Below are 26,130 nucleotides of genomic sequence, written 5' to 3'. Positions count from 1 at the left end.
TCATGCAAGGCAGCAAGCTTTGAATGTTCGGCTGATATGCCTCAGCGTCAGCGCAAGGTCGACCTCAATCTGATGCGCCGAAAGGTCGCCTGCGGCTCCATTGGTGGTGTAGGGGCCCGGGCTAATCACCCACCCAGATCCTGGTCGATCTCCGTCAGCGCCCGGTCCACATGCCCTTCGAAGACCAGCGTCTCTTCCTCGGTGATGATCAGGATCTCCGGCGCGCCGCGCACCCGCACATGCTGCGATTGGCCAAGCCCCTCGTCGAGGCCGCGGGTCAGGAGATCCATGAAGCGCGTGCCCGGACCGGTGATTGCGATCGGCATCGTCTCCTCGGCAAGGCTCAGCATGCGTGACAATCCCTGGCCGAGCGCCAGTCCCGCCTGGCGAAAGGCATATTCCGAGGCGCGGTGCCCCTGACGGGCGCGGCTCGCGATCTTTTCCATTTCCGCAAGCGGCACGAATTTCGCCGGGATCGTATCGGGTGGCACTTCAAACGCCATGCGCAGGATGCCGTAGAAGCCGGCCGAGGCCTCGATGCAGCCGATCGCCCCGCAGCGACAGAGCTTGCCATCGCTCGCATGCAGCATATGGCCGAAATTCGGCGCCCGAATCTCCAGTTCCCCATGCTGATCGCGATAGGCGATGCCGAGCCCGATCGAATGGCCGAGCGACAGGGTCGCCAGTGATGCGAGTGGCACGCCTCTGTTCTTTTCGAGCCGGAGCGCCAGTGCATGGGTAACCAGCAGGCTCTCGTTGAAGAGATGGATCCGGCTGCCGCTGAAGCTGGTCAGCGCCGTCTCGAAGTCGAGCTCCTGATAGCCGAAGACCGGCGACCACAAAAGTTTCGCCCGCTCGCGATCGACCAGTCCCTTGCTCGAAATCGAGATGGTCGAGATCGCCGACGCCGGCAGACGCGAGCGCTGGATGAGCCGCTCGATGGCCATGCGGAAGCCGTTCAGGAAACGCGTAGGCGATTCCGTCCCCTGTTCGCGCGCCTCCTCGAATCGGTCGATCATCGTGCCGCGATAATCGGCCAGCGAATACTGCACGGCATGCGAAGAAATCCTCACCGCGATGACATGCGCGGCATCCCGCTTACGGGCAAAGAGGGCACGCGGACGCCCGCGCTGACCGGCGCTTGTTACCTCACGGCGTTCCAGCAAACCATTTTTCTCGAGATGCGAGGTAATTGCCGAAACGGTCGCCGAGGATAGCCCCGTCGCCGCCGACAGATCGGTATGCGCAAGGGGGCCATCGCGCCTGAGCACCTTGAGCACGAGCCCGTTGTTCTGGTGGCGAACCGCTTCCGTGCTCGCCCGAGGACTGGCTGTCATGATGGGCTTGTCGCCCTGTCTGGTATGGTCCACCGCATGCTCCTCCCAAAGCATTTGGCAACTGTCTTTGCAAGCCTCCCCCGGCCCGTGTTGACAGCGTGAGAATCTTCTGACAGTTATTTTCTCGACTGTCGAGAAAAACCATTGGACGGGGGTCCATGGGGTAAGGGCAGTTTCGCAGCGGGTCGTGCGGTTGGGAGGTCTTCCGACGGTCCGCTTTCACCTTGGGAGGTTTTAAAAATGAAATCCGTTATGAAGCTGATGGCAGCAACTGCCGTCATCGTGAGCCTGCATTCTGTCGCCAATGCCGAAGGTCTGACCATCGGCGTCTCCTGGTCGAACTTCCAGGAAGAGCGTTGGAAGACGGACGAGGCAGCGATCAAGGCAGCACTCGAAGCCGCCGGCAACAAGTACATTTCTGCCGACGCCCAGACCTCTGCCGCCAAGCAGCTCACCGACATCGAAAGCCTGATCGCCCAGGGCGCAAACGCTCTGATCGTTCTCGCCCAGGATTCGGAAGCCATCGGCCCGGCCATCGAAAAGGCCGTTGCTGAAGGTATCCCGGTCGTCGGCTATGACCGTCTGATCGAGAACCCGGACGCCTACTACATCACCTTCGACAACAAGGAAGTTGGCCGCATGCAGGCCCGCGAAGTGTTCAAGGTGAAGCCGGAAGGCAACTACGTCTTCATCAAGGGCGCCTCGACCGATCCGAACTCCGACTTCCTCTACTCCGGTCAGATGGAAGTGCTGAAGGAAGCCATCGACGCCGGCAAGATCAAGAATGTTGGCGAAGCCTACACCGACGGCTGGAAGCCGGAAGCTGCCCAGAAGAACATGGAGCAGTTCCTGACCGCCAACAACAACGCCGTTGACGCTGTTGTCTCGTCGAACGACGGTATGGCCGGTGGTGTTGTCGCCGCTCTCGAAGCCCAGGGTCTCGCCGGTTCCGTTCCGGTCTCCGGTCAGGACGGCGACAAGGCCGCTCTGAACCGCGTAGCACTCGGCACCCAGACCGTGTCTGTCTGGAAGGACAGCCGCGAACTCGGCAAGAAGGCCGGCGAAATCGCCAATGAGCTTGCTGCTGGCAAGTCCATGGACGAGATCGAAGGCACCGTTAAGTTCTCCGGCGGCCCGAAGGGCGTCGAAATGAACTCCTACTTCATCGCTCCGCTGCCGATCACCAAGGAAAACCTCAACGTCGTCATCGACGCTGGCTGGATCACCAAGGAAGAGGCTTGCCAGGGCGTTGCCGCCGGTTCGGTTGCCGCCTGCAACTGATCGAGTGACTGAGCTTTAGAGCTTGAGCCGGAACGCCGCAGCCGCTTGTGCTGCGGCGTTTCGACTGATCGAGAGCATCGCGGCAGGATTGGATCGTCGGCTTTAAGGGGCCGCCGTGTCCACATGATCCGCACACGACAATGAGACATGCCTCGATCCGCATGGCGGGCCAAAGCCCGTAAGTCCGCGCAAGGCGCGGCCCTTCGCAAGCCGACAAACGACTGGGGAGAATAATTCGTATGGCGGATCACAGCCTTGCCACGCCCGCGCACGGAGCACGGGCATCCAATGTTTCAGCGCTGAAGCGCTTCTTTCAAGCCACCGAGATCGACACGCGCCTGCTCGGCATGGTCATTGCGCTCGGCCTCATCTGGATCGGCTTCGACATCCTGTCGAACGGCCTGTTCCTGACGCCGCGAAATCTCTGGAACCTGTCGGTCCAGGCGGCTTCCGTCTCGGTCATGGCCACCGGCATGGTGCTGGTCATCGTCACCCGCAACATCGACCTGTCCGTTGGCTCCATTCTCGGCTTTGTCGGCATGATCATGGGCGTCCTGCAGGCGCGCATTCTGCCGCCGATCATCGGCTTCGAACATCCGATGATGTGGATCATCGCGCTTGGCGCCGGCATTCTCGTCGGCACCGCCATTGGCGCCTTCCATGGTGCGATCATCGCCTTCCTCGGCGTGCCCGCCTTTATCGTCACCCTTGGCGGCCTGCTCGTCTGGCGCGGTGCTGCCTGGATGGTTACCTCGGGTGCCACGGTTGCCCCGATGGACACCACCTACCGCCTGATGGGCGGTGGCGCGGATGGATCGATCGGGGTCACCGCAAGTTGGATCGTCGGCATCGTCGCGTGCCTGATGATCGTGCTGTCGATCCTCAATACCCGTAAACAGCGCCGCCGCTTCGGCTTCCCGCTGCGCCCGCTCTGGGCCGAGTATTTTCTCGTCGCCTCCGGCTGCATTGCCATTCTCGGCGCTGTCTGGGTCGCCAACAGCTACTACATGCCGGTCAACCTTGCCCGCCGCTATGCCGAAGAAAACGGTATCCCGTGGCCGGAAGGTGGTCTGCAGATCGGTCTTGGCATCGCCGTGCCGGTTCTGATCGCCATCGGAATCGCCATGATCATGGCCTTCATCACCAACCGCACCCGTTTCGGCCGCTATGTCTTCGCGATCGGCGGCAACCCGGAAGCTGCCGAACTCGCCGGCATCAAGGTGAAGTGGGTCACCGTCAAGCTGTTCGCCCTGATGGGTGCGCTCTGCGCCATCGCCGCGGCCATCTCGACGGCCCGTCTGAACGCCGCAACCAACGCCCAGGGCACGCTCGACGAGCTATACACCATCGCCGCAGCCGTTATCGGCGGCACCTCGCTGGCTGGCGGCGTGGGCACCATCGCCGGCGCCATGCTCGGCGCCATCGTCATGCAATCACTGAACTCGGGCATGGTTCTGCTCGGTCTCGACACACCGCTCCAGAGCATCGTCATCGGTATCGTGCTCGTCGTCGCGGTCTGGCTCGACACCGTCTACCGCTCGCGTGCGAAGTAAGGGGAGTTGAACTCATGTCTGAAAACCGCACCCCCCTCGTGGAAATGCGCAATGTTTCCATCTCCTTTGGCGGCATTCACGCCGTCGACGATGCCTCGATCGATCTCTTCCCGGGAGAGGTCGTGGCGCTGCTCGGCCATAACGGTGCCGGCAAGTCGACGCTGATCAAGATCCTGTCGGGCGCCTACAAGCGCGACAACGGCGACATCCTGGTCCGTGGCGAGTTTGCCGACATCAACAACCCGCGCGACGCCAAGAAATACGGCATCGAGACGATCTACCAGACGCTTGCCGTCGCCGATAACGTCGATGCCGCCGCCAACCTCTATCTCGGCCGCGAGCTGCGCACCGCCTGGGGCACGCTCGACGACGTCGCGATGGAAGCCAAGGCGCGTGAAGTCATGGGGCGCCTGAACCCCAACTTCCAGCGCTTCAAGGAGCCGGTCAAAGCCCTCTCCGGCGGTCAGCGCCAGTCGGTGGCGATTGCGCGCGCAATCCTCTTCGACGCCCAGATCCTGATCATGGACGAACCGACGGCAGCCCTTGGGCCCCAGGAAACCGCCCAGGTCGGTGACCTGATCCAGCAGCTGAAGAAGGACGGCATCGGCATCTTCCTGATCAGCCACGACATCCACGACGTCTTCGACCTCGCCGACCGCGTCTTCGTCATGAAGAACGGCCGCGTTGTGGGCCATGCCCGCACCGAAGACGTCACCAAGGACGAAGTGCTCGGCATGATCATCCTCGGCAAGTGCCCCCCGGGCGCAATCCCGGGCCCGGGCGCCATGCAGACGGCGTGAGCCGAGAGGCAGTGAAATGAGACAGGCGAGGGGGCGAAAGCCCCCTCGTTTGCGTTTTGGGGAGGTCAGTAACCGGCTTCTCGCTGGTGTCGGAAAGCGAGGATGAGAACGACGTCCTTGTCCGGGTCGTGGCGATAGAGGGCAACATATCCACTCTTGCCAAACGGAATGAGCAGCTCTCGCATCGCATGACCACCGATCACGGGACGTCCGAGCAACGGGGATGTTTCAAGTTTGAGCAGGTATTGCTCGATGGCCCAACCGGCCCGGGTTGCGGTCTCCGGCGATTGCCGGGCCAGAGATACGCGGCATCGCCCTATCCCCAGGTACGCGCGCTTTGTTAAGATCAGGCGTGGCACTCCGGCGGTGCCTTTTCATCCGGCGTACCCCAACTCCGCAACCAGGCACGCACTTCTTCACCCGTCAGATGTTGGCCATCGGCCTGATAGTCTAGCCAGGATTGTTCGGCCTCCGCAAGAAAGCCGGCCCTTGCATCTTGGCGCTCCAGATAGTCGTGGACGGCCTCCTGCAGCAACTGCTCTTCGGTGCGCTGCGTGCGGTTCGCCAGATCTGTCAGTCGGGACTTGAGTACATCATCGAGGATTAGAGGGCGGCTCATCCGTTCACCTGTCGTCGTGGTGTGTTTTGAATGATACGGCATGAGGCAGTTGCTGTCGACGCAAGGCAGTGGCCGCGGTTTCAAACCAACACCCCGCCCCCTTCAGCCATGCCCTCGCGTGACGGTGTAAAACCCCGCCTTTTCCAAAACACCCGGACCTCAACCCAACAAACGCAACGGCCGGGGCAATCGCTTGCCCCGGCCGCCTTCGTCACTCGACTGTCTTGAACCGTCAGAATTCTTCCCAGCTCTCGGCAGCCTGCGCGCTGCCGCCCATGCCCACTGCGCCGGCGACCTTGGCCAGCATCCGGCGTGCCGGCGAAGCCACCGGTTTTTCTCCGGCCCTGACGGCTTGTGGGCGCGACGGCTGTGAGGCGATGCCGGCTGTGGCGGTCACGCCGGACTGGCCGAGCCGGAACTCGGCGACGATCTCCCGCATCCGGGTGACTTCGCTGGCGAGCGAGGCACTCGCCGCCGTCGATTCCTCGACCATTGCGGCATTCTGCTGCGTCACCTGGTCCATCTGGTTGACGGCGGTGTTGACCTCGGCCAGGCCCACCGACTGCTCCTTGGCAGAGGTTGCGATGGCGTCAAGCTGCGCGTTGATCGTCACCACCTGGCTTTCGATCACCTTCAGCGCTTCGCCCGTCTCGCGCACCAGCTGGACGCCGTTGGAAACTTCGTCGGTCGAGTTGCGGATCAGGTCCTTGATCTCCTTTGCCGCCTGTGCGGAACGCTGAGCAAGCTCACGCACCTCCTGGGCCACGACGGCAAAACCCTTGCCGGCCTCGCCGGCCCGGGCGGCTTCCACCCCGGCGTTCAAAGCCAGGAGATTGGTCTGGAACGCGATTTCGTCGATCACCACGATGATATTGGAGATCTGGCTCGAGGACTGCTCGATGCGCTGCATGGCGGCGACAGCGCTCGACACAACTTCGCCCGAGCGGCGCGCAGACTGGTTGGCCTCGACCGCAACATTGCGGGCCTCTTCCGTGCGCTTTGAAGAATTCGCCACATTCGCCGTGATCTGGTCAAGCGCTGCCGCAGTTTCCTCCAGCGAGGCAGCCTGCTGTTCCGTGCGCTTGGAAAGGTCGCTCGCACTCTGGCTGATCTCGCGAGCCCCGTTATCGATCGAGCCGGTTGCCTCAGAGACCGCCCGGAGGCTGTCGCCGAGCTGCTTCACGGCAGCGTTGAAGTCAGCGCGCAGGCCCTCGAAGTCGCTTGCAAACGGCTTGTTCAGCTGGAAGGTGAGGTCGCCATGCGACAGATGCTTCAGACCCTCGCCAAGCCCGCTTGTCGCCTCTGCCATCTGCGCCGCCCTGAGCCGCTCTGCTTCGGCCACCCGAGCGCGTTCCGCTTCGCTTGCCGAACGATTGGCGAGAGCCTCCTGCTCCAAAGCCCGGGCCTTCAGGCCATTGTCCTTGAAGACCTGTACGGCCTTGGCCATGCCGCCAATCTCGTCGCGCCGGTCGGTGCCGTCGACAGTGGCGGAAAGATCGCCATTGGCAAGCGTCGCCATGGTCTGTGACATCGCCTGGATAGGGCGAACGAGCCAGGCGCGCACGGCGAGGAAGCCAAGCACGAGAACCAGAAGCAACCCGCCAACAACGGCTGCGAGCGTTGTCATGATGGTGGATTTGACGGTGACGGAAAGCTCTGCGCTCCGATCGTCGGTCGACTGAACGATCTCGTTGTTGATTACCGAGATTTTAGGCGTCACGGCGGAGAGGGCAGGCTGGCAGCTGCCGAGGAACAGCGTTTGTGCCGCCATGGCGTCTTGCGCCGTTGAAGACGCGCTTGCGGCGGCAATGCTGGGACCGCAGGCTTGGGAAACTATTCCTGCCACTTCGGTCTTCAATGCGACAAGCGCATCTCTTCGTGCAGGAAGCGCGGTGCTGGCGGTGTCTATGAATTTCTCAAAGTCGGCCTGGGCATCATTGATCGCCTGTTGGGCTTGCTGCCTGTCCTGTGCGGACTGCGCCATCATCAGTTCGCTGATCGAGGCACGCACGGCCTGCATGCTCCGGTTGGCCCGGGCCATGGAGAGCGAGGCGGTCGATTCGCCTGTCAGCAATGCGCTGTAGTTTTGGTCGATGTCCGACATCGTTTTGCCGGAGTAAATCGCTGTCGCGAGCGAGAAAAGGCCGAAGCCGGCCATGATGGTCAGAAATTTTCCGCTGATAGAGATGTGTTTCACGGGCATGCCCCTGTCTGATGATTGATACAAACGTGGAGGAGGCCGAGAGCAGATCATCTGCTCGGAAGCTGAGAATGCGGAGGGCGATTGAGGAAATCGCGACGCCGTCCCGGCAGCGCACATCCGCAGCGCGAACCGGCGTCCCGGCTTCGTAGGCCGGTTTCGCGAGGCCAACTTAGGGGCAGCTCCATAAAAGAGCGTTAACGGTATTGTCACAGAATGTTGTTTAAATACAATTACTTATGATTGTATCAAGATAATTAAAGTTAACGGTATAGCGGTGCATGGCGAAGCAGGGGCTTCAAGAAAGCAAGAGGCCGCAGATGCGGCCTCACAGGTCTAGCAATGGAAAAGCGAAGTTTGGAACACAGCTTGAGAGGCGCCCCAGATCGGGCGCCGTGTCAAGCCTACCCCGCGAGACGCGCTTGTACCAAATGTCGATGATCGGAACCTATGGGTTCTTGTCATAGGCACTTGGCATTACGCCGCCTTGCGCATGTCCGTGCGATGGGACTCGCTCTGCCCGCTGATCTCGAACCTGCCGATCAGCTGGAACAGAGCTTCCGCCTCCTTCGCCAGCGAATGGCTGGCGGCGGTGGATTCTTCCACCATGGCGGCATTCTGCTGCGTGCCCTGGTCCATGATCGCGACGGCGGAGTTGATCTCCTTCAGGCCGATCGACTGGTCGCCGGAGGCTTCGACGATGGCGGTGACGTTGATGCTCACGGCCTGGACCTGCGCGACGATCTCCTCCAGCGCCTTGCCCGTCGCCACCACCAGATCGACGCCATTCTTCACCTGGTCGCCGGATTTGCCGATCAGTGCGCGGATTTCCTTGGCGGCACTCGCCGAGCGCTGAGCCAGTTCGCGCACCTCCTGGGCAACCACGGCGAAGCCTTTTCCAGCCTCGCCGGCACGTGCCGCCTCGACCCCGGCGTTGAGCGCCAGAAGGTTGGTCTGGAAGGCGATTTCGTCGATGACGCTGATGATCGTGGTGATCTCCTTCGACGAGCCCTCGATCTCCTGCATCGCCGAAACCGCCCGCTCGACGATGGCGCCGGAGCGTTCCGCCGCAGCGCGCGTCTCATGCACCTGCCGTCCGGCCTCGCGGGCGCGCTGGCTGGTTTCGCCTATGGTCGTGGTAATCTGCTCCAGCGCCGCTGCCGTCTCTTCGACGGAAGCCGCCTGGCGTTCGGTGCGCTTCGACAGATCGTCCGCAGCCGAATGGATCTGGCTCGATCCGGCAGCGATCGCCTGAGCGTTCTGGCCGACCCGGCGCATCGCATCCTCCAGCCTTGCCACGGCATCGTTGAAGTTCACCCGGATCGCATCCAGCCGCTCGGCGAAGGTGTCGCCGATCCGATAGGACAGGCGACCTTCGGACAGCTGGCTGAGCGCATGCCCGATCTTGTCGACGGCAAAGCGCACTTCCGCCGCCTCCTGGGCCTGCTGGCGTTCATGGGCGATCCGCTCGGCCTCGGCCGTTGCGCGATTGGCTTCCGCCTCCCGTTCCAGCCGCACCCGCTCGCGGGCATTGTCACGGAAGACAGCAACGGTCGAGGCCATCACGCCGATCTCGTCGCGGCGGCCTTCGCCGTAGATCGCCACTTCAAGATCGCCATGCGCCAGCCGATCCATCGCCGAGGTGATCGAATTCACCGGCCGGATGACACCGGCGACGATCGTATAGATGGAGAAGCCTGCAATCCCGGCCGCTGCGACCGATAGCGCGATCATCAACGTCACCAGCATGTCTTTCAGCCCGTTGCCGATGGCCAGGTTTTCCTTGGCAACCCGGATCTGCAGCTCGATCAGCTTTGAGATTTCCGTGCCCAGCGGGTCGATGGTCGGATAGAGCTTGGTGTCGGCAAAGCTTGCAAGCCCCGCCATGTCGCTGGCGGCGAGCAGGGCCTGCAACTCCTTGACGCCCGCGTCCGCGTTCTGGCGAACGCGCAGGAACTCGTCGGCAATCGCCTTCTCCTCCGGCGTCAGATAGGTCGCCATATAGGCCGACCACCGACCTTCGATCTTCTCCACGGCCGCCGCGACACTCGCCTTGCCCTCCTCGAGCGTGAAGGCGCCGGAGCGCACCTTGTGTACGGCGTCAACGATCTCGACCGCATAGGCGTCGGAAATCACCTTCAGCTGCTCCATCGGGATAACCCGGTCGGCAACGATCGAATTGGAGAGCTTGGATTGCTCGCTCATCGCGTAAAACGAAAAGGTGGAAATCGTCACGATCACCGTGGTGAGGAGCGAGATACAGAGAAGCAATTTCAGTCGGATGGTCATCAGAGCCCCAAAAGCTTAAACGGTTAAGACGCATGACGGCCTATGCTTAGCGTCATCGGTTATGGTTCATCCACAGCCGCGGTTACAGTTCCCCCTGCGGGCCGGCGGCATGCGTGTTCGTCCGCTGAGGACGCATTACCGCCGTCGCAGACCCTTACGAGATTTAGGGATCGCCCGTTTACGCTTTGCTAATTTTTGCCGTCAAATGCGTCATGTACGTGAGTATTTGCGCAGATTCAGAACAAAGATTTCTTAATTTTGCTACTTTAGCGCGCACGTTCTCGTGAACGCTTGGGCGGCGCACGTTTTGCGGAGTCCTGACGATATCCGAGAATCTTATGCGGATTGCGGCATCCGTCGGGGTCGAGACCCGTGTGTTGGCTGCGCCGCCGTGGAGTGGCTGAGTGCCGGTGGGGATGATCGGCGGCGCGCCGCCGATCATGTCTTTGATGGGTTCCTGCCCTAGGCCAGGAGGTGTCGCAGGGGATCAGAAGTCCTCCCAGGCCTCTTGACGAACGGCAGCCTGACCACCACGCATCGCGCCCGCCACCCGGTTGATCAGCCGCCGAGCGGGCGAACCGCTACCGGCAGAGGCTGGTGCCGAGGACGAAACGGCTGCCGTGGATGTCGCGCCGGAGGTGTTGCCGATCTCGAACTTCGCAATCAGCTGGAACAGCGCCTCCGCCTCCTTGGCGAGCGAGTGGCTGGCAGCGGTGGATTCCTCGACCATGGCGGCGTTCTGCTGGGTGCCCTGGTCCATGGTATTGACGGCGCTGTTGATCTCCTTGAGCCCCGTCGCCTGCTCTTTGGAGCCTTCGACAATGGCGCTGACATTGCCGCTGACCGCCTGAACCTGCGTCACGATGTGGACGAGTGCCTTGCCCGTTTCTGTCACGAGATCGACACCGTTTTTCACCTGTTCACTGGACTTGCCGATCAGCGCCTTGATTTCCTTGGCGGCACTGGCCGACCGCTGGGCGAGCTCGCGCACTTCCTGAGCGACGACGGCAAAGCCCTTTCCGGCCTCGCCCGCACGCGCCGCCTCGACACCTGCATTCAGCGCCAGAAGGTTGGTCTGGAAGGCGATTTCGTCGATGACGCCGATGATGTTCGAGATCTCGTTGGACGAGGCCTCGATGTCGTGCATGGCGTTCACGGCCCGGTTGACGATCTCCCCGGAATGTTCGGCGGAGGCGCGGGTCTGCTGCACCAGCTTGCCGGCTTCCTCGGCGCGACGGCTGGAATCACTGACCGTGGTTGTGATCTGCTCGAGTGCCGCAGCCGTCTCCTCGACAGAGGCAGCCTGCTGCTCTGTCCGCTTCGACAGGTCGTCGGCGGCAGCGCGGATCTGGTTGGAACCGGCCGCGATCGCCTGGGCATTCTGACCCACCCGACGCATGGCATCTTCGAGCTTGGCAACCGCCTCGTTGAAATCGACACGAACCTGGTCAAGCCGCTCTGCAAAGGCTTCGGTGATCCGGAAGTTCAGCTTCCCATCGGACAGCTGGCCAAGCGCATGGCCGATGCTCTCGACGGCAAAGCGCACCTCCTCGGCCTCCCGTGCCTGCTGGCGCTCCCGTTCCAGGCGCTCGCGTTCGGACAGCGAGCGGTTCGCCTCGGCTTCCTGCTCAAGGCGCACCCGTTCCCGGGCATTGTCGCGGAAGATCGCAACTGCGGCCGCCATACCGCCGATTTCGTCGCTACGGCCTTCGCCATAGATTGTCACCTCGGTGTCGCCGCCCGCCAGAATGTTCATGGCATTGGTGATCGAGTTGACCGGACGGATGACACCGGCCAGGACGGTCCAGATCGAGAAAGCCGCGACGCCCGCAGCCGCCATAGACAGCGCAATCATGCCTGTCGTCAGCTGGTCCTTCAGCAGGTTGCCGCTGGCGAGGTCTTCCTTGGCCACGCGGATCTGCAGATCGATCAGCTTGGCGATGTCGGTGCCAAGCGGATCGATGGTCGGATAGAGCTTGGTATCGGCAAAATTGGCAAGCGCTGCCATGTCCTTGGCCGTGAGGATGTCGCGAAGCTCCTGAACGCCCTTGTCCGCATCGCGTCGCATCATGTCGAAATGCTCGGCAATCTGCTTTTCTTCGTCCGTCAGGGTTGTCGCGGTATACTGTTTCCAATGGTCCTCGATATCGGCCAGAGCCCTGTTGACGCCGGCCACGCCATCCTCGGCTGTCATGGCACCGGAGCGCACTTTGTGCGCGGTATCGACGATATCGACCGCATAGCGATCAGCGATCACTTTGAGCTGTTCCATCGGTTGAACGCGATCGACAACGATCCCGTTTGCCAGACGGGACTGCTCCCCCATCGTGTAAAAGGAGAAGGCCGAGATGATCAGGATGCTTGTGGTGAGAAGTGTGATGCAGGCAAGAAGCTTGGTTCGAATGGTCATGTATGTCCCCCGCGGCATGTCAAGAATGGTGGATCGGGCCTGACGGTTGGATTCGATGCTCTGGCGAATGACGAGGCACTGGCAGGTTTCTGCCTTGTTTTTCGTCAACTCCGAGCCATCGTTCTCCATTTCAGGCCGATGCATCCTGAAATTTAGGGGTCAATTGTTTACGAATGGCTAAGTTTTGCTCAACAAACAGGCAATTTTCGAATATTCGCACATTATTGGGGCAATTGCCTGAAATGACTCAGGAATTCCATTGTGCCTGGACCAGTTGCATCTCGGGCGCTGCCAAGCGCGGTGTCACACGCCCTGGATCAGCGCCCCGATCGTGCCGCCGACGAGCAGCAGGATGCCGATGAGGAAGGTCAGCGCCGCCCCCGGGCCGCGCTTCTTGGCATCGGCATAATATTCGGCCGCATAAAGTGCCCGCGCCGCCGTCCAGCCAAGGCCCAGCAGGCCGGCCAGCATGTCGGAGACGTAAAAGCCGAAGATCCACAGCGATGGCAAAAACAGCACCATCTGCTCCACCGTGTTCTGCTGCACCCGAAAGATACGCTCGAAATCCGCATTGCCTGTCGTCTTCGGTGCCTCGACACCGAACTTCTTGCGCGCCTGGCCGACTTTCAGCAGGAACCAGCAATAGGTCAGGAGAGCGGCAAAGGTCGCGAGGATGGTGAAGCGCATGAAGAAGTCCCGCCAGGGAAAAGGGTTAACCAATCCTTGGTAGGCGGGCTGTCATCAGATGGCAAGCAAGCAAGGTTACGGTCTGTCTGCCTTTGTGAATGAGCAGGCGCTTGTTCACCGCAACCAATTCCGCCATCATTCGACGGCAATGGTTCGCGGTCGTGATGGGCCGATCAAGAGAGAAGACGAAGAGACGCAATGAGCACCGACCCGTTCAAGTTTGGCCGCGCCTACGACCTGCACGAATTGGTCGCCGACGGGATCATTCATGGCATCGGTGTCGTCTTTGCGCTCGTGGGCGCCACCGCGCTGATCTTCTATGCCACCGTCTATTCGGATTATGCCGATATCGCCGCAAGCTGGATCTACGGCCTCGGGCTCATCCTCTCGCTCGGCGTTTCCTTCACCTACAATATGTGGCCGCATTCCCGCGTGAAGTGGATCCTGCGCCGCTTCGATCACTCGGCGATCTTCATCCTGATCGCCTCCACCTATACGCCCTTCCTCGTCCAGGGTGCCGATCGCCCGATGATCCTGGCACTCTTGATTGGCATCTGGTTGACCGCCTTCATCGGCATCTGGCTGAAATTCCGCTTTCCCGGCCGCTACGACCGCCTGGCCATCCTGCTTTATCTCGGCATGGGCTGGAGCGGCGCGCTGGCCATGGGGCCCCTGTCGGAAATCATCCCCGAAATCACCCTGACGCTGATCATCGTCGGCGGCTGCATCTATTCCGCCGGCGTCGTCTTCCACGTCTGGGAACGCCTGCGCTTCCAGAACGCCATCTGGCACGCCTTCGTGGTGACCGCGTCCATCGTGCATTATTCGGCGGTGTTCACGGCGATCAGCCTGGGCTGAGGGACACTCAGCCCCATCGGTCCATCATCCTCGCCCCCAGGCCGTCATCCTCGGCCTCCGTGCCGAGGATCTGCCAAGGCCGGCCCAGGTTTCGACACGACCGCTTTCGCCGAAGCCGTTCCGACATCCGTGTCTGTGCCAAACCCAGCCCGAGCATGACGACAGGGCAGGGAAGCACAGCCCCCTCAGCTCTGCGTCACCGCCCCTGCCGTTCGATCTGGCGTGCTGTGACTGCGGCACCGATGTAGAAGCCTGCAAGCGTCACTGGATAGGTCAGCACCAGCAAAAAGCCGGCAAACACCAGTGCAGCCATAAGCGGCGTCATCCCCATCTGCGCGGCGAGCAGGGTCAATTCCGCCTGGGTGAAGCCGTTTAGAAACACGATCCCGAGCAGCAATATCGCCCCCGTCAACACCGCGACGAGGGCGAGGAGGCCGGAAAGCTTCAGGCTCAAGCCCCAGCTCGGTCGCGCCTTCAGCGTCGCGGTCAGATGAGAGCCCGCAGCCGCGCCCGCTGCAAGCAGCACCGCCACATTGGCCGCCGACGACAGGCTCTCGCCCCAGCCGAAGGCATAGAGCACCCGCGCCAGCAGAAACATGGCAAGCTGCGCGCCGATCAGCACGAGCATGTAGCGGGTCATGAGGCCGGGAAGGAGAGATGTCATCGCGTCGGTTTCCGTCTGTCTTGGCTCTTGCCTTTATACGAAGTGTCGGTGATAGGAACCGCTTTGCTCCTACCGCCGACACTTGGTATTCGCCCCTTGTTGCGCCATGTGTCGATGCGGCGAAGTATCGCCTCTCACATCTCTGTCCCGCCCGGCGGCTTTCCCGCCGCACATTCGCAAAAGCCGCATCATGACCTTCATTCTACGCGACGCAACCCCCGCCGATCTCCCCGCCATTCTCGCCATCTACAACCACGCGGTGGCCGAAACGACCGCGATCTGGAACGAGACGCTGGTTGATCTCGACAACCGCAAGGCCTGGTTTGATCTGCGCCAGTCACGCGGTTTCCCGATCCTCGTTGCCGAAGTCGAGGATAAGATCGCCGGCTACGCCTCCTATGGCGACTGGCGCCCCTTCGACGGCTTCCGCCATTCGGTTGAGCATTCGGTCTATGTCGACAAGGATCACTACGGCCGGGGCCTCGGCAAGGCGCTGATGACCGCACTGATCGAGCGGGCGAGGGCGGGCAAGATCCACGTTATGATTGCCGCCATCGAAGCCGGCAACACCGGCTCCATCGCCCTCCACAAAAGCCTCGGCTTCCGCCTCGTCGGCACCCACCACGAAGTCGGCCAGAAATTCGGCCGCTGGCTGGATTTAACGATGATGGAACTGAAGCTGGATTGAACCCACCTCCCCCTTGAGGGGGGAGGTCGCCGCAAAGTGGCGGGTGGGGTGACGAGGGCTGCGAGTTCGGCGTATCAAACAGGGGCGAGCGTGGCACCGTTCACCCCACCCCGGAGCTCCGCTCCGACCCTCCCCATCAAGGGGAGGGTGGACATCCCGCCGTGCCGCCGACCGGCATTGTCCGCAAGCCCTCTTTACAACGGTCCGGCCATCGGGATTGATCCTGGTCTTCGGCAGGAGATCCCCATGACGTTCGAAACCTGGCTTGCCTTCGCCGCCGCCTCGGCGGTCCTCTTGATCATTCCCGGACCGACCATTCTGCTGGTTGTCTCCTATGCTCTGGGCCAGGGCTGGCGCAGCGCGCTGCCCGTGTCGATCGGCGTGGCGCTGGGCGATTTTACCGCCATGACGCTGTCGATGCTGGGCGTCGGCGCGATCCTTGCGACCTCGGCCACCGTATTTACCGCGCTGAAATGGGCGGGTGCCGCCTATCTGATCTATCTCGGCATCAAGCTGTTTCGCGCCGGCGGCACGCTCGATGTCGAGCCGAAGACCGACGCCACAAGCACGATGAAAATGGTTGCCCATGCCTGGCTGGTCACGGCGCTGAACCCGAAAAGCATCACCTTCTTCGTCGCCTTCCTGCCGCAGTTCCTCGACAAGCACGGCGACTTCTTCACCCAGATGCTGATCTTCGAGACGACCTTCCTGGTGCTGGCTTTCCTCAATGCCGCCGGCTACGCTCTCATCGCCTCGCGCGCCCGCAATCTGGTGAAAAGCCCAAGGGCGATCGGCCTTTTCAACAAGACCGGCGGCACGCTTCTGATCGGCGCGGGTGTCGCCACCGCAACCCTGCGCTCGGGGACTTGAACCGCGAGGGCGTCAGGCGCCCGCCCACCTCCCCCTTGATGGGGGAGGTCGCCGCAAAGCGGCGGGTGGGGGTGAACCACGCTGCGAGTTCGATACATGAAGCAGGGGAAAGGTTGCGCCCTGTCACCCCACCCCGGAGCTGCGCTCCGACCCTCCCCCTCAAGGGGAGGGTGGTACGCTCACCGCGAATAGGCCGTGATCACCTCGAGAAACGCCTCCCCGTAGCGCTCGAGCTTCGATTGCCCGATGCCGGAAATCCCCAGCATCTCGTCCTCGTCCATCGGCCGTTCGGTGGCGAGCGCAATTAGCGTCGTGTCGGGGAAGACGACATAGGGCGGTACGCCCTGTTCTTTCGCAAGCTCCATGCGCCGGGCGCGGAGTGCCTCGAACAGCGCCTGGTCCGCCTGGTCGAGCCCGGCTTTGGCCTGGGCCGTGCGTGAGGACTGGGCCCGTGCCGCCTTGCCGGTCGTCGGCCGGTCCTTGCGGAAGCGCACGTCCACTTCGCGTTTGAAGACGGCGCGTGCGCTTTCGTCGAGCGTCAGTGCGCCATAGGCCGTGTGGTCGACGCGGATAAAGCCGGCCGCCAGCAGCTGGCGATAGACCGACTGCCAGGTCTTAGACGACAGGTCCTTGCCCGCCCCGAAGACCGGCATGTCACAATGGCCGAAACGCAGCGTCTTCTCGTTCTCGGTGCCCATGAGCACGTCGATCAGATGGCCGGTGCCGAAACGCTCGCCGGTGCGGTAGATCGCCGCCAGCGCCTTGATTGCGGCATCGAGCCCGTCCCAGGTCTCGACCGGTTTCAGGCAGGTGTCGCAGTTGCCGCAGCCGCCTGCATGGCTCTCGCCGAAATGCTTGAGGATCGCCTGACGCCGGCAGCCTGGCGTCTCGCAGATCGCGAGCAGCGCATTGAGTTTCGCCCGCTCCACCCGTTTGATGTCGTCTGCCGCACCGCCCTCATCGATCATCCGCCCGCGCTGGATGACATCGGCCATACCATAGGCCATCCAGACTTCGGACGGCAGGCCGTCACGCCCGGCGCGCCCTGTCTCCTGGTAATAGGCCTCGACCGAGCCCGGCAGGTCGAGATGCGCGACATACCGCACATTCGGCTTGTCGATGCCCATGCCGAAGGCAACCGTGGCAACCAGGCAAAGCTCCTCCTCTTTCAGGAAGGCATCCTGATTGGCGTCGCGCAGCGCCCGGTCCATGCCGGCATGATAGGGCAGCGCGCGGATGCCCTGCTCGTCGAGCCAGCTGGCGATCTCCTCGACCTTGGCGCGCGACAGGCAATAGACGATGCCGCTCGATCCCTTGTGCCGAGAGAGGAAGCGCAGGAGTTGTTGCCGCGGCTGGTCGCGCTCGACGATCTCATAGGCGATGTTCGGCCGGTCGAAGGAGGTGGTGAAGACCTGCGCTTCCGTCAGCCGCAGCCGCTCGATGATATCCTCGCGCGTATGCGGATCGGCGGTTGCCGTCAGTGCCAGTCTGGGAACGCCGGGAAAGAGATCGGCAAGCTTGCCGAGTTCGCGATATTCCGGCCGAAAATCATGCCCCCATTGCGAAACGCAATGCGCCTCGTCGATGGCAAACAGCGCGATTTCCACGCCCTGCATCATCTCGACGAAACCGGGTGTCGCCGTGCGCTCCGGCGTCACATAGAGGAAATCAAGCTCGCCGCGATCAAGCGCCCGGCGGATCTCGACATACTCTTCTCGGCTGAGCGTCGAATTCAGCGCCGCAGCCCTGACGCCGAGACCTTTCAGCGCCTCCACCTGGTCGCGCATCAGGGCGATCAGCGGCGAAACGACGACGCCGACGCCTGGCCGGCAGAGCGCGGGCACCTGAAAGCAGAGCGACTTGCCAGCCCCCGTCGGAAACAGCACCACGGCATCGCCACCGGATACCACATGGGAAACCACCTCCGCCTGCCGCCCGCGAAACGCAGAATAACCATAGACGCGCTTCAGCACCGAAAGCGGGCTCTCGCGGGTCTGGCCGGAAAACAGTGGGTCGGTGAGGGAATGAGTCGGCATGCGCATGGTGTAGCCGATGGGCGAGGGGCTGGCCACAGGGACGGCTTGAGTATTCCAGCTTCATGATTTAATATCGAACCAATCGATCTGATATCGGATCGGTTGGCCTTCAATGCGACGGAAACCCATGGCGAGATTGCAACTCCGAGCCGGTCTGCGCAACCCGTTGAACGCTGTCTTCGGCGTGGATTCGAATGTCGTCGTTCTGCGTGAGCTCGTTCGCCATGGTGGGGCGCTGGCAGCGTCGCAGATTGTTGAGCGTTCGGGCGCGTCGAAAAGCAGCATACGGCTTGGACTGCTTGCCCTTGAGAGTCTCGATCTGGTGATCTCGGAAGGCACGAGAAGCACGCGCCTCCATCGGTTCAATCGGCAAAATTATTTCGCTCCCATGATCGAGACGCTGTTCGAGGCAGAGACGCAACGGTTTCCGCAGATCCTCGATGCCATCCGAGAAATTGCCGCCTCACTGCCGCAGATCCTCAGCCTCTCGTTGTTTGGCAGTGTGGCAACCGGCACCGATCGACCAGAGAGTGACCTTGACCTCCTCGTCGTTACGGCCGGATCTGATCTTGCCGAGACCGTCCAGTCGCTTCGCGAGACGTTGAGGCCGACCGCGAGAATCTTCAGCTTCACTCCGAATGTCATCGGTCTCTCCGGCGATGACGTACTGCGTTTAAGCCGCGAGCATGATCCATGGTGGAATGGCGCGCTGAGCCAGCTTGTTGTGCTCGCGGGCCAGCACCCGGCCAGCCTGCCGCGATAGCAGGGTCGGCGGGTCAATGGTTAGGACGGGCCCCTCCAAGAAGAAGGATGCAGCCTATGCCTCCGCGCGACTGAAGATCGCGAGGGCCTTTCTCAAGGAGGCGCGCAACAGTGCAGCCTTTGCAGATCCCGGCGACTTCGGCAATGCAACCATGGCAACCGTCATCCATGGTGCCATTGCCTATGCCGATGCGCTGACGGCTACGTTCAAGGGGGAAATCAATCAAGGGGATCATCAGGGTGTGATCAAACTGCTGCGTGCGGCCTTGGGCAAAGAGCTCCCCGACAAGCAGGAGGCGATCCTTCGTGCCATCCTCGAACAGAAGGATGAGGTACAATATGGCGCCCGTCTGATGTCGCGCGGCGACGCGGAGCGCTCGCTGGAGCGGCTGGAACAGTTCGCCGCCTGGGCGGAGCAAATGCTTCTCCGGTGATGTCCTTCCGAAACCCTGTGCACATCACCCTCTCCAGACCCGTTCTGCCCTTGCAAGCCCGCCCTCCGGCTGCTCCTCATCGACATCCCAATCATCTGGATCGCACTGCCCATGTCCTCCCCCTTGAAACTCTATCTCGCCGGCCCAGAAGTCTTCCTGCCCGACGCCCGCGCCGTGCTCGATGCCAAGGCCGATCTCACCCGCAGATACGGTTTCGAGCCGATCTGCCCCGGCGATCTCGTCATCCCGCCGGCCCCGACGAAACACCAGTTCGGCTTGAACATTTCGGAAGTCGACGAGGGCTTCATGAACCGCGCCGATGGCGTCATTGCCAATCTCACGCCCTTTCGCGGCATCGCCGCCGATCCCGGCACGGTCTTCGAGCTCGGCTATATGTGCGGCGCCGGCAAGATCGTCGCCTGCTACACCAATGTCGCCGCCAGCCACTACCAGCGCTCCGCCGATTTCTATGGCGGCGATGTCCATGTCGGCGAAGACGGTCGCCGACGTGCAGCCGATGGCACCATGCTGGAAGACTTCGAAATGATCGAGAACCTGATGCTGCACGGCGGCGTCGAGCGCCGCGGCGGCCCCGTCTGCATTCACGCCGCCGATCCCGAGACGCTCTGGACCGATTTCACCGCCTTCGAACAGTGCTTGAAGGCGCTGGCGGGGAGGGGATGATGTCGGCACCTTGATCAAGGTTTGAACGCTGATATCCTCTGCGCGAAAAGATTGATAATAGGGTTGAAGTTATATAATCTGAAAGTTATATTTCATGTCGTGGGAAGTTGTTTTTGATGACGATTTCGCCAGGGAATTCGCGGACTTCGAGCAAGAGGTCAAAATTGAGCTGCGTGCAATGGTTCTTCTTCTCAAGGCGCGTGGACCGGAACTCGGAAGGCCAAGGGCGGACACGCTAAGGGGTTCGAGTTATCCCAACATGAAGGAACTGCGTTTCGATGCGGCTGATGGTGTCTGGAGGGTGGCCTTTGCCTTCGACCCTGAAAGGAAAGCCGTCATTCTCGTTGCCGGTGACAAGTCCGGAAAAGGTCAAAAGCAGTTCTATAAGACATTGATCCGTAAGGCTGATGGGCGTTACGCGGCCCATCTTGAAGCCCTGTTGAAGAAGGAAAAGCCCTGATGGCCAGATCCGCCGACGACGTGTTTGCCGAAACCATGACGCCCGAGATGATAGCGGCCTCGGAGCGTCGGGCAGCCGAGTTGCTGGATGAGTATGACACGCTGCAGAAGCTCAGAAAGGCGCTTGACCTCACGCAGGAGCATATCGGGCGAAAGATGGGCAAGAAGCAGGTTTCGATCGCCCAGTTGGAAAAGCGATCGGATTTCCTGCTCTCGACCTTGCGAGACTATGTCGAAGCGCTGGGCGGTGAACTTGATCTGGTCGTCCGGTTCAAGAACCATGCGCCCGTGCGTCTGGCAGGCATCGGTGAAAAGAGCCTTTCGGAGGTGCCACGAAGGTCCGGGCAAGCGCCGCGCAATGTCGGGCCTTAAGGCCAGAACGCGCGCCCGCAAGTTCCCAATTCCGGTCCCTCATGCGCCTCCCGATCCGCACGGAGCACCGCGTCGAGATCAATATTGAGCGCCGCTTGCAAGCTGGTCCGGCACTAGAAATCGGCAGCCGGTTCGCGACCCGTCTGCTACGTCTCATAGGCTTCCAGCGCCCGTTCCACGATGTCTGCGATCGAGCGGTTCTCACGGCGCGCCAGCCGATGTGCCAGATCACGGGCACGGGCGCTGCGGACAGAGAGCTGTGGTTTGGCCATGGTCAATCGCCCTGCTGGACAATATTGCCCCGCGACTGCCCGCCATCAAGATGGCAGCAGATGGTTCGCCATCTGCTGCAACATCTGTGCCCCAGTTGAATGCCCGAACTGAGCTCTCAAGCTGAAACTGTCAGGCCTTCTTCGCCGCCGGCTTGGCTGTCGGGTCTTCAAACCGGATGCCGCAATTGTTCTTCAGCGACGCCATTTCGATCGCCTTCATCTCGCCCTTCAGGCGCGAGACTTCCGCAGCGGTCGCGCCATCGCCCTTGGCGAAGAAAAGCGCCGGCCAGAAGATCACCACGCCAACGCCAACGGCGACCGCATCATTGTCGGCCTTCTTTTGCTGCGCGCCGCTGGCCGCGATCGCCCGGGCGGAAACGGCGGTCGCCTCTTCGCGCAGCTGGTCGCAGGTGAGGCTCTCATAAAGCGTCGGCGAGACATAGGCCGCCTCGATATCCTGCGGCTTGCTGGCGCAGGATGAGAGAGCAGCGGCAATGCTGAGAGCGGTGACGGCGACGTATCTGGTATTCATGGTGACCCCCGGTTGTTGATTGGAGATCGGTTCCATCAAAGCGGTCAGTCGTCAAATGCAAAAGCTGCAGCCATGTGGCGCAACGTGGGATATCCACGACCAAAGGTGTGCGGAACGGTGCCTCCCGCGCGAGGCGGGAGGCCGGGCGGTCACTTTAGCGGCTCGAACACCATCGAATGGCCGTTGATGCAGTAGCGCAGTCCCGTCGGCTTCGGACCATCCGGAAACACATGACCGAGATGCCCGCCGCAATTGGCACAGCGGATTTCCGTGCGGATCATGCCGAAGGACATGTCCCGATGTTCGGTCACGGCATCCGGCTTCACCGGTTCGAAATAGCTCGGCCAGCCGCAACCGGCGTCGAACTTGGTGTCGGAGACGAAGAGCGGCTCGTCGCAGGCGGCGCAGCGATAAAGGCCCTTTTCGAAATTGTCCCAGTAGGGACCGGTAAAGGCGCGCTCGGTCCCATGTTCGCGCAGGATGCGGTATTGCTCCGGCGTCAGCTGCTCACGCCATTCGGCATCCGACTTGACGATCTTCGGGGCGGTGTTCGCGGCGGTCATTATCTTCTCCTTGGGCAGTCGCCGGATTGAAGAAAAGTCCGGCTGATGTTGCACTATAGATAGGGTGGCCCCCGCAAGGCGGCAATCGTCCCTTTCTTGCGCTTTGGACGTTCCAGCCGCTCGGTCCTTTCACAGCAAACTGAAATACATGGGGGTGATTTCACTGAATCGTGGGTTGACGCGTCCGTGAAGAGGCAAGTGTCCGTTTTTGCTTGAGACGAAGGTTGGCTTGTCCTAACACCGTATCACCTTGTATTGACTGATGATCGAGAACCGATCCGACGCCCACGGGGAGATGGAATGCCTGAGATGACGAGCGACATGACCTGGGTCGCCATGCTGTTGCCGTTTGCCGCCGCCGTTCTGGCGCCGTGGCTCGTCTCTCGTCTGGGTGCAAACGGCGCCTGGGTTCTGGCGCTGGCGCCAGCTCTCGCCTTTGCCCATTTCGCCGGCTTCCTGCCCGCGATCTCTGCCGGCGAGCGGATCACCGGCGGCTATGCCTGGGTGCCCAGCCTGAACCTCTCCTTCTCCTGGTTCATCGATGGCTTGTCGCTCACCTTCGCGCTGCTGATCACCGGCATCGGCACGCTGATCGTGCTTTATGCCGGCGGCTATATGAAGGGCCATCCGCAGCAGGGACGCTTCATCGGCTTCATCCTGCTGTTCATGGGCGCCATGCTCGGCCTCGTCGTCTCCGACAGCTTCCTGATGCTCTTCGTCTTCTGGGAGCTGACCTCGATCACATCCTTCCTGCTGATCGGCTTCGACCACACGCGGGAAGCCTCGCGCCGCGCTGCCCTGCAGGCGCTCGTCGTCACCGGCGGCGGTGGCCTCATCCTCTTGGCCGGCATGATCTTCATCTGGAACATCACCGGCGTCAGCCAGCTCTCGCTGCTGCTCTCCACCGGTGACGCACTGCGCGAAAGCCCCTTCTATCTAGCGGCTCTGCTGCTCGTCCTCGGTGGCGCCTTCACCAAGTCTGCGCAGTTTCCTTTCCACTTCTGGCTGCCCAACGCCATGGAAGCGCCGACCCCGGTTTCGGCCTATCTGCATTCGGCGACCATGGTGAAGGCCGGCGTCTATCTCTTGATGCGTCTCAATCCGGTGATGGGCGAAACGCCCGCCTGGGAAATCCTGCTCCCCTTCTTTGGCGGCATCACGCTTCTCGTCGGCGCGGTGCTCGCGGTGCGTCAGACGGATCTGAAGCTGATGCTTGCCTATACGACGGTGGCATCGCTCGGCCTGCTCGTCATGCTCACCGGTTTCGACACCGAACGCGCGATCGAGGCCGCGGTGCTTTATCTGGTCGCCCATTCGCTGTTCAAGGGCGCCCTCTTCATGGTCGCAGGCGCCATCGACCACGAGGCCGGCACCCGCGATATCACGCGGCTGGGCGGGCTTGGCAAGCTGATGCCGATCACCTTCGCCGCCGCCATCCTGGCGGGCATCTCCATGGCCGGCCTGCCGCCGCTCTTCGGCTTCCTCGCCAAGGAAGAGATCTATTATGCGCTGGCCGGCTCCGATCCGCGCGCCTTGCTGTTCACGGCCGTTGCCGTCATCGGCAATGCGCTGATGTTTGTCATCGCCTTTGCCGTCGGCCTGAAGCCTTTCATCGGCAAGGAAGGTGATACACCGAAGCATGCCCATGAAGGCCCGGTGCTCTTGTGGATCGGCCCGCTGACGCTCGCCGTGCTCTCGCTTCTCGGCGCGCTTTTCTCCGGCCTCGCGCATCGCTTCATCTCCTCGCCGATGGCGAGCGCGGTCGATGGCGAGGCGCAGACAGTCACCATCAGCCTCATTCCCTCGCTCGGGGCGGCCCTTGCTCTCTCGGTGCTGACGGTGGTGATCGGCCTCCTCCTGTATCGCAACCTCGAACGCCTGCGTGACAGCGTCGATCGCCTTGTCATCGGCCTTGGCGTAAGCCCGGACCGCGGCTTCGACCACTTTGTTTCCGGCCTGGTACGCTTCTCGACCACCGTCACCCGCTTCGTCCAGAACGGCCGCCTGGAAACCTACATCACGCTGTCCTTCATCTTCGTTGCGGTCGTGCTTTTGGTGACGCCTGTGGTCTTCGGCGAGGTACCGACCGCGCTCAGCCTGCCATCGGATGTCGGCCTGCATGAAATGGCCATCCTGGTGATCGCAGTCATCGGCGTCATTGCCGTGCTCACCGCCAAGGACCGGCTGACCGCCATCGTCTGCCTTGGTATCCAGGGCTTTGCCGTCGCCGTGATCTTCCTGCTCTATGGCGCGCCGGACCTGTCCTTCACCCAGTTCATGGTCGAGACGCTCTCGGTCGTCATCCTGGCGCTGGTCATGACCCGGCTCAGGCTGTCGCTCTCCGACCATCGACCCATGCTCGCGCGGCTGCTCGACGGATCGCTCGCCATCGCCTGCGGCCTCGGCTTTGCCATGATGCTGGTGGCCTCGACATCAGGCCCCTTCGATGGCTCGCTCTCGGCCTTCTTCGGCGAGCATTCCAAGATCATCGCCCACGGCGCCAATGTCGTGAACGTCATCATCGTCGACTATCGCGGCGTCGATACGCTGGGCGAAATCGCCGTGGTGATGATCACGGGCCTGTCGATCCTCGCCCTGATCCGCATCCGAGTCGGCGCGCCGCTGGTTCCCGCCCCATCACCCTCCGCCGTCGCCCCGTCGCCGGCACCGGCGAAGAAGAAAAAGGGGGCAGGCAAATGAGTCTCGTTTCTCAGATGATCGTGACTGCGGCTTACCCCCCTCTGTCGGCTATGCCGACATCTCCCCCTCAAGGGGGGAGATTGGCGACGACCGTTTCGCTCGCCTCCCAACAATTGCAACATCTGCTGCGGGCACTGGAGCCTGCGGGGGTCCGATCTCCCCCCTTGAGGGGGAGATGCCCGGCAGGGCAGAGGGGGGTACCTAGCGCACACCCGGTTGAACTCTTCCTCCAGCCCGTCACGGAGGCCCGCCAGTGAACACCCTGATCTTCCGCACCTTCGCACCCTTCCTCACGGTGCTAATGCTGATCTTTTCGATCTTCGTTTTGCTGCGCGGCCACAACGAGCCCGGCGGCGGCTTTATCGGCGGTCTGATTGGTGCTGCGGCCTTTGCCATGTATGGCATCGCTTTCGGCGTCCAGGCCGTGCGCCGCGCCATGGTCTTTCATCCGATGTCGATCGCCGGCTTCGGCCTTCTCGTGTCCACCGTCTCAGGCTTCATCTCGGCCCCGCTCGGCTATCCCTACATGACAGGCATCTGGGTCTATCCGAGCCTGGCCGGCGTCGAAGTGCCGCTGGCCACGGTCATCTCGTTTGATATCGGCGTCTATCTCGTGGTCGTCGGCACCTTTGCCTCGATCGCGCTTGCACTTGAAGAAAGGGATGACGGCTGATGGAAGTCATCTTCGCCCTCGTTGTCGGCATCTTTTTCGCCGGCGCTGTCTATCTGATGCTGTCGAAGAAGGTCGTCCGCATCCTGCTGGGCCTCGTTTTGCTCGGCAATGCCGTCAACATGCTGCTCTTCACGACCGGCCGCCTGACACCGGCCATTCCGCCTTTCATACCGGGCGGGGTCGACATGCTGCCGGCTGGCACAGCCAATCCGCTGCCGCAGGCGCTTATCCTGACGGCGATCGTCATTTCCTTTTCCTTCTTCTGCTTCCTGCTGGTGCTCACCTATCGCGCCTATCAGGACCTCGGCACCGACGACACGGGTGAAATGCGTGTCGCCGAGCCGCTGGACGAGCCGCTGCCGCCGAGCGGCTATTGAGCGGGAGACA

The 26,130-nt window shown here is 62.0% G+C and carries 25 protein-coding genes and 1 pseudogene; 14 read left to right on the top strand and 12 right to left on the bottom strand.

Features of this window, described 5'->3' with window-relative positions; all coding sequences use genetic code 11:
• Nucleotides 1–125 precede the first annotated feature (125 nt).
• Nucleotides 126–1,337 (bottom strand): ROK family protein, encoded by a 1,212-nt coding sequence (locus tag AC1PUL_RS11880; protein WP_480468565.1) that lies wholly within the window; start codon nucleotides 1,335–1,337, stop codon nucleotides 126–128.
• A 240-nt stretch (nucleotides 1,338–1,577) separates the two neighbouring features.
• On the opposite strand from AC1PUL_RS11880, the gene xylF reads away from it, so the two are divergent.
• The 3 genes from xylF (at nucleotide 1,578) to AC1PUL_RS11865 (ending at nucleotide 4,971) form a co-directional block, all read left to right on the top strand.
• Nucleotides 1,578–2,618, top strand: coding sequence for a D-xylose ABC transporter substrate-binding protein (gene xylF, locus AC1PUL_RS11875; protein ID WP_480464398.1), 1,041 nt, complete (start codon nucleotides 1,578–1,580; stop codon nucleotides 2,616–2,618).
• Between the two features lie 239 nt (nucleotides 2,619–2,857).
• Nucleotides 2,858–4,171 carry a sugar ABC transporter permease gene (locus AC1PUL_RS11870; protein WP_480464397.1) on the top strand — a complete coding sequence of 438 codons (1,314 nt, stop codon included), beginning with the start codon at nucleotides 2,858–2,860 and terminating at the stop codon, nucleotides 4,169–4,171.
• Between the two features lie 14 nt (nucleotides 4,172–4,185).
• Entirely contained in the window at nucleotides 4,186–4,971 is a 786-nt protein-coding gene (locus tag AC1PUL_RS11865) for an ATP-binding cassette domain-containing protein (RefSeq protein WP_480464396.1), read from the top strand.
• Between the two features lie 65 nt (nucleotides 4,972–5,036).
• On the opposite strand, the gene AC1PUL_RS11860 is transcribed toward AC1PUL_RS11865, so the two are convergent.
• The 6 genes from AC1PUL_RS11860 to AC1PUL_RS11835 form a co-directional block, all read right to left on the bottom strand.
• The gene (locus AC1PUL_RS11860) at nucleotides 5,037–5,330 is read right to left on the bottom strand and encodes a type II toxin-antitoxin system RelE/ParE family toxin (RefSeq protein ID WP_480464395.1); all 294 of its coding nucleotides are present in this window, start codon (nucleotides 5,328–5,330) and stop codon (nucleotides 5,037–5,039) included.
• Nucleotides 5,318–5,590: a CopG family ribbon-helix-helix protein gene (locus AC1PUL_RS11855; protein WP_480464394.1), complete on the bottom strand. Its 273-nt coding sequence runs from the start codon at nucleotides 5,588–5,590 to the stop codon at nucleotides 5,318–5,320. The genes AC1PUL_RS11860 and AC1PUL_RS11855 overlap by 13 nt, the downstream gene beginning before the upstream one ends.
• 232 nt (nucleotides 5,591–5,822) lie before the next feature.
• A complete protein-coding gene (locus AC1PUL_RS11850) occupies nucleotides 5,823–7,787 on the bottom strand; it encodes a methyl-accepting chemotaxis protein (RefSeq protein ID WP_480464393.1) in 1,965 nt (654 codons plus the stop codon).
• 480 nt (nucleotides 7,788–8,267) lie between these two features.
• Entirely contained in the window at nucleotides 8,268–10,079 is a 1,812-nt protein-coding gene (locus AC1PUL_RS11845) for a HAMP domain-containing methyl-accepting chemotaxis protein (protein ID WP_480464392.1), read from the bottom strand.
• 487 nt (nucleotides 10,080–10,566) lie between these two features.
• On the bottom strand, nucleotides 10,567–12,489 hold the full coding sequence (locus tag AC1PUL_RS11840; RefSeq protein WP_480464391.1) for a HAMP domain-containing methyl-accepting chemotaxis protein: 1,923 nt from the start codon (nucleotides 12,487–12,489) through the stop codon (nucleotides 10,567–10,569).
• A 303-nt stretch (nucleotides 12,490–12,792) separates the two neighbouring features.
• Entirely contained in the window at nucleotides 12,793–13,176 is a 384-nt protein-coding gene (locus AC1PUL_RS11835; protein ID WP_480464390.1) for an MAPEG family protein, read from the bottom strand.
• 198 nt (nucleotides 13,177–13,374) lie between these two features.
• Between AC1PUL_RS11835 and trhA the strand changes: the two genes are divergently transcribed.
• Complete coding sequence (trhA, locus tag AC1PUL_RS11830) at nucleotides 13,375–14,034, top strand: PAQR family membrane homeostasis protein TrhA (RefSeq protein WP_480464389.1); 660 nt, start codon at nucleotides 13,375–13,377, stop codon at nucleotides 14,032–14,034.
• Between the two features lie 196 nt (nucleotides 14,035–14,230).
• On the opposite strand, the gene AC1PUL_RS11825 is transcribed toward trhA, so the two are convergent.
• The gene (locus tag AC1PUL_RS11825) at nucleotides 14,231–14,698 is read right to left on the bottom strand and encodes an ABZJ_00895 family protein (RefSeq protein ID WP_480464388.1); all 468 of its coding nucleotides are present in this window, start codon (nucleotides 14,696–14,698) and stop codon (nucleotides 14,231–14,233) included.
• A 190-nt stretch (nucleotides 14,699–14,888) separates the two neighbouring features.
• On the opposite strand from AC1PUL_RS11825, the gene AC1PUL_RS11820 reads away from it, so the two are divergent.
• Both AC1PUL_RS11820 and AC1PUL_RS11815 read left to right on the top strand, forming a co-directional pair.
• Nucleotides 14,889–15,386, top strand: a complete 498-nt coding sequence (locus tag AC1PUL_RS11820) for an N-acetyltransferase family protein (RefSeq protein ID WP_480464387.1) — start codon at nucleotides 14,889–14,891, stop codon at nucleotides 15,384–15,386.
• 246 nt (nucleotides 15,387–15,632) lie between these two features.
• Nucleotides 15,633–16,256, top strand: a complete 624-nt coding sequence (locus tag AC1PUL_RS11815) for a LysE family translocator (protein WP_480464386.1) — start codon at nucleotides 15,633–15,635, stop codon at nucleotides 16,254–16,256.
• Between the two features lie 179 nt (nucleotides 16,257–16,435).
• Here the strand turns inward: AC1PUL_RS11815 and recQ are convergent, their stop codons facing one another.
• Nucleotides 16,436–18,292: a DNA helicase RecQ gene (gene recQ, locus AC1PUL_RS11810; protein ID WP_480464385.1), complete on the bottom strand. Its 1,857-nt coding sequence runs from the start codon at nucleotides 18,290–18,292 to the stop codon at nucleotides 16,436–16,438.
• Between the two features lie 127 nt (nucleotides 18,293–18,419).
• Between recQ and AC1PUL_RS11805 the strand changes: the two genes are divergently transcribed.
• From AC1PUL_RS11805 to AC1PUL_RS11785, 5 genes are all read left to right on the top strand, one after another.
• On the top strand, nucleotides 18,420–19,055 hold the full coding sequence (locus AC1PUL_RS11805) for a nucleotidyltransferase domain-containing protein (protein ID WP_480464384.1): 636 nt from the start codon (nucleotides 18,420–18,422) through the stop codon (nucleotides 19,053–19,055).
• Between the two features lie 16 nt (nucleotides 19,056–19,071).
• Nucleotides 19,072–19,488, top strand: a complete 417-nt coding sequence (locus tag AC1PUL_RS11800) for a hypothetical protein (protein ID WP_480464383.1) — start codon at nucleotides 19,072–19,074, stop codon at nucleotides 19,486–19,488.
• 111 nt (nucleotides 19,489–19,599) lie between these two features.
• Entirely contained in the window at nucleotides 19,600–20,172 is a 573-nt protein-coding gene (locus tag AC1PUL_RS11795; RefSeq protein WP_480464382.1) for a nucleoside 2-deoxyribosyltransferase, read from the top strand.
• A 94-nt stretch (nucleotides 20,173–20,266) separates the two neighbouring features.
• Nucleotides 20,267–20,632, top strand: a complete 366-nt coding sequence (locus AC1PUL_RS11790; protein ID WP_480464381.1) for a type II toxin-antitoxin system RelE/ParE family toxin — start codon at nucleotides 20,267–20,269, stop codon at nucleotides 20,630–20,632.
• A complete protein-coding gene (locus AC1PUL_RS11785) occupies nucleotides 20,632–21,003 on the top strand; it encodes a helix-turn-helix domain-containing protein (RefSeq protein ID WP_480464380.1) in 372 nt (123 codons plus the stop codon). The genes AC1PUL_RS11790 and AC1PUL_RS11785 overlap by 1 nt, the downstream gene beginning before the upstream one ends.
• Here the strand turns inward: AC1PUL_RS11785 and AC1PUL_RS11780 are convergent.
• From AC1PUL_RS11780 to msrB, 3 genes and pseudogenes are all read right to left on the bottom strand, one after another.
• Nucleotides 21,000–21,275: pseudogene (locus AC1PUL_RS11780) on the bottom strand (plasmid stabilization protein). The gene AC1PUL_RS11785 and the pseudogene AC1PUL_RS11780 sit on opposite strands and share 4 nt — an antisense overlap.
• A 130-nt stretch (nucleotides 21,276–21,405) precedes the next feature.
• Entirely contained in the window at nucleotides 21,406–21,807 is a 402-nt protein-coding gene (locus AC1PUL_RS11775; RefSeq protein ID WP_480464379.1) for a hypothetical protein, read from the bottom strand.
• Between the two features lie 149 nt (nucleotides 21,808–21,956).
• Nucleotides 21,957–22,370: a peptide-methionine (R)-S-oxide reductase MsrB gene (msrB, locus tag AC1PUL_RS11770; protein WP_480464378.1), complete on the bottom strand. Its 414-nt coding sequence runs from the start codon at nucleotides 22,368–22,370 to the stop codon at nucleotides 21,957–21,959.
• Nucleotides 22,371–22,679: 309 nt separating this feature from the next.
• Here msrB and AC1PUL_RS11765 point away from each other — a divergent pair, with 309 nt between their 5' ends.
• The 3 genes from AC1PUL_RS11765 (at nucleotide 22,680) to AC1PUL_RS11755 (ending at nucleotide 26,120) form a co-directional block, all read left to right on the top strand.
• Nucleotides 22,680–25,070 carry a putative monovalent cation/H+ antiporter subunit A gene (locus AC1PUL_RS11765; RefSeq protein WP_480468564.1) on the top strand — a complete coding sequence of 797 codons (2,391 nt, stop codon included), beginning with the start codon at nucleotides 22,680–22,682 and terminating at the stop codon, nucleotides 25,068–25,070.
• A gap of 253 nt (nucleotides 25,071–25,323) precedes the next feature.
• Nucleotides 25,324–25,743 (top strand): Na+/H+ antiporter subunit B, encoded by a 420-nt coding sequence (locus tag AC1PUL_RS11760; RefSeq protein WP_480464377.1) that lies wholly within the window; start codon nucleotides 25,324–25,326, stop codon nucleotides 25,741–25,743.
• Nucleotides 25,743–26,120, top strand: a complete 378-nt coding sequence (locus AC1PUL_RS11755) for a Na+/H+ antiporter subunit C (protein ID WP_480464376.1) — start codon at nucleotides 25,743–25,745, stop codon at nucleotides 26,118–26,120. Before AC1PUL_RS11760 ends, AC1PUL_RS11755 begins: the two co-directional genes overlap by 1 nt.
• Nucleotides 26,121–26,130: the final 10 nt, after the last annotated feature.

This window comes from Rhizobium sp. P43 (assembly GCF_056730705.1).
Note: the sequence above shows the minus strand (reverse complement) of the source record. Positions and strands in the feature narration are given on the sequence as shown.

Bases quoted from the DNA above. Each gene is read 5' to 3' on its own strand.
- AC1PUL_RS11815 (WP_480464386.1), top strand. From the start codon at position 15,633: ATGACGTTCGAAACCTGGCTTGCCTTCGCCGCCGCCTCGGCGGTCCTC.
- AC1PUL_RS11805 (WP_480464384.1), top strand. From the start codon at position 18,420: ATGGCGAGATTGCAACTCCGAGCCGGTCTGCGCAACCCGTTGAACGCT.
- AC1PUL_RS11840 (WP_480464391.1), bottom strand. From the start codon at position 12,489: ATGACCATTCGAACCAAGCTTCTTGCCTGCATCACACTTCTCACCACA.
- recQ (WP_480464385.1), bottom strand. From the start codon at position 18,292: ATGCCGACTCATTCCCTCACCGACCCACTGTTTTCCGGCCAGACCCGC.
- AC1PUL_RS11820 (WP_480464387.1), top strand. From the start codon at position 14,889: ATGACCTTCATTCTACGCGACGCAACCCCCGCCGATCTCCCCGCCATT.
- AC1PUL_RS11855 (WP_480464394.1), bottom strand. From the start codon at position 5,590: ATGAGCCGCCCTCTAATCCTCGATGATGTACTCAAGTCCCGACTGACA.
- AC1PUL_RS11795 (WP_480464382.1), top strand. From the start codon at position 19,600: ATGTCCTCCCCCTTGAAACTCTATCTCGCCGGCCCAGAAGTCTTCCTG.
- AC1PUL_RS11870 (WP_480464397.1), top strand. From the start codon at position 2,858: ATGGCGGATCACAGCCTTGCCACGCCCGCGCACGGAGCACGGGCATCC.
- AC1PUL_RS11790 (WP_480464381.1), top strand. From the start codon at position 20,267: ATGTCGTGGGAAGTTGTTTTTGATGACGATTTCGCCAGGGAATTCGCG.
- msrB (WP_480464378.1), bottom strand. From the start codon at position 22,370: ATGACCGCCGCGAACACCGCCCCGAAGATCGTCAAGTCGGATGCCGAA.
- xylF (WP_480464398.1), top strand. From the start codon at position 1,578: ATGAAATCCGTTATGAAGCTGATGGCAGCAACTGCCGTCATCGTGAGC.
- AC1PUL_RS11775 (WP_480464379.1), bottom strand. From the start codon at position 21,807: ATGAATACCAGATACGTCGCCGTCACCGCTCTCAGCATTGCCGCTGCT.
- AC1PUL_RS11825 (WP_480464388.1), bottom strand. From the start codon at position 14,698: ATGACATCTCTCCTTCCCGGCCTCATGACCCGCTACATGCTCGTGCTG.
- AC1PUL_RS11800 (WP_480464383.1), top strand. From the start codon at position 19,072: ATGGTTAGGACGGGCCCCTCCAAGAAGAAGGATGCAGCCTATGCCTCC.
- AC1PUL_RS11880 (WP_480468565.1), bottom strand. From the start codon at position 1,337: ATGACAGCCAGTCCTCGGGCGAGCACGGAAGCGGTTCGCCACCAGAAC.
- AC1PUL_RS11765 (WP_480468564.1), top strand. From the start codon at position 22,680: ATGACGAGCGACATGACCTGGGTCGCCATGCTGTTGCCGTTTGCCGCC.
- AC1PUL_RS11785 (WP_480464380.1), top strand. From the start codon at position 20,632: ATGGCCAGATCCGCCGACGACGTGTTTGCCGAAACCATGACGCCCGAG.
- trhA (WP_480464389.1), top strand. From the start codon at position 13,375: ATGAGCACCGACCCGTTCAAGTTTGGCCGCGCCTACGACCTGCACGAA.
- AC1PUL_RS11865 (WP_480464396.1), top strand. From the start codon at position 4,186: ATGTCTGAAAACCGCACCCCCCTCGTGGAAATGCGCAATGTTTCCATC.
- AC1PUL_RS11835 (WP_480464390.1), bottom strand. From the start codon at position 13,176: ATGCGCTTCACCATCCTCGCGACCTTTGCCGCTCTCCTGACCTATTGC.
- AC1PUL_RS11845 (WP_480464392.1), bottom strand. From the start codon at position 10,079: ATGACCATCCGACTGAAATTGCTTCTCTGTATCTCGCTCCTCACCACG.
- AC1PUL_RS11755 (WP_480464376.1), top strand. From the start codon at position 25,743: ATGGAAGTCATCTTCGCCCTCGTTGTCGGCATCTTTTTCGCCGGCGCT.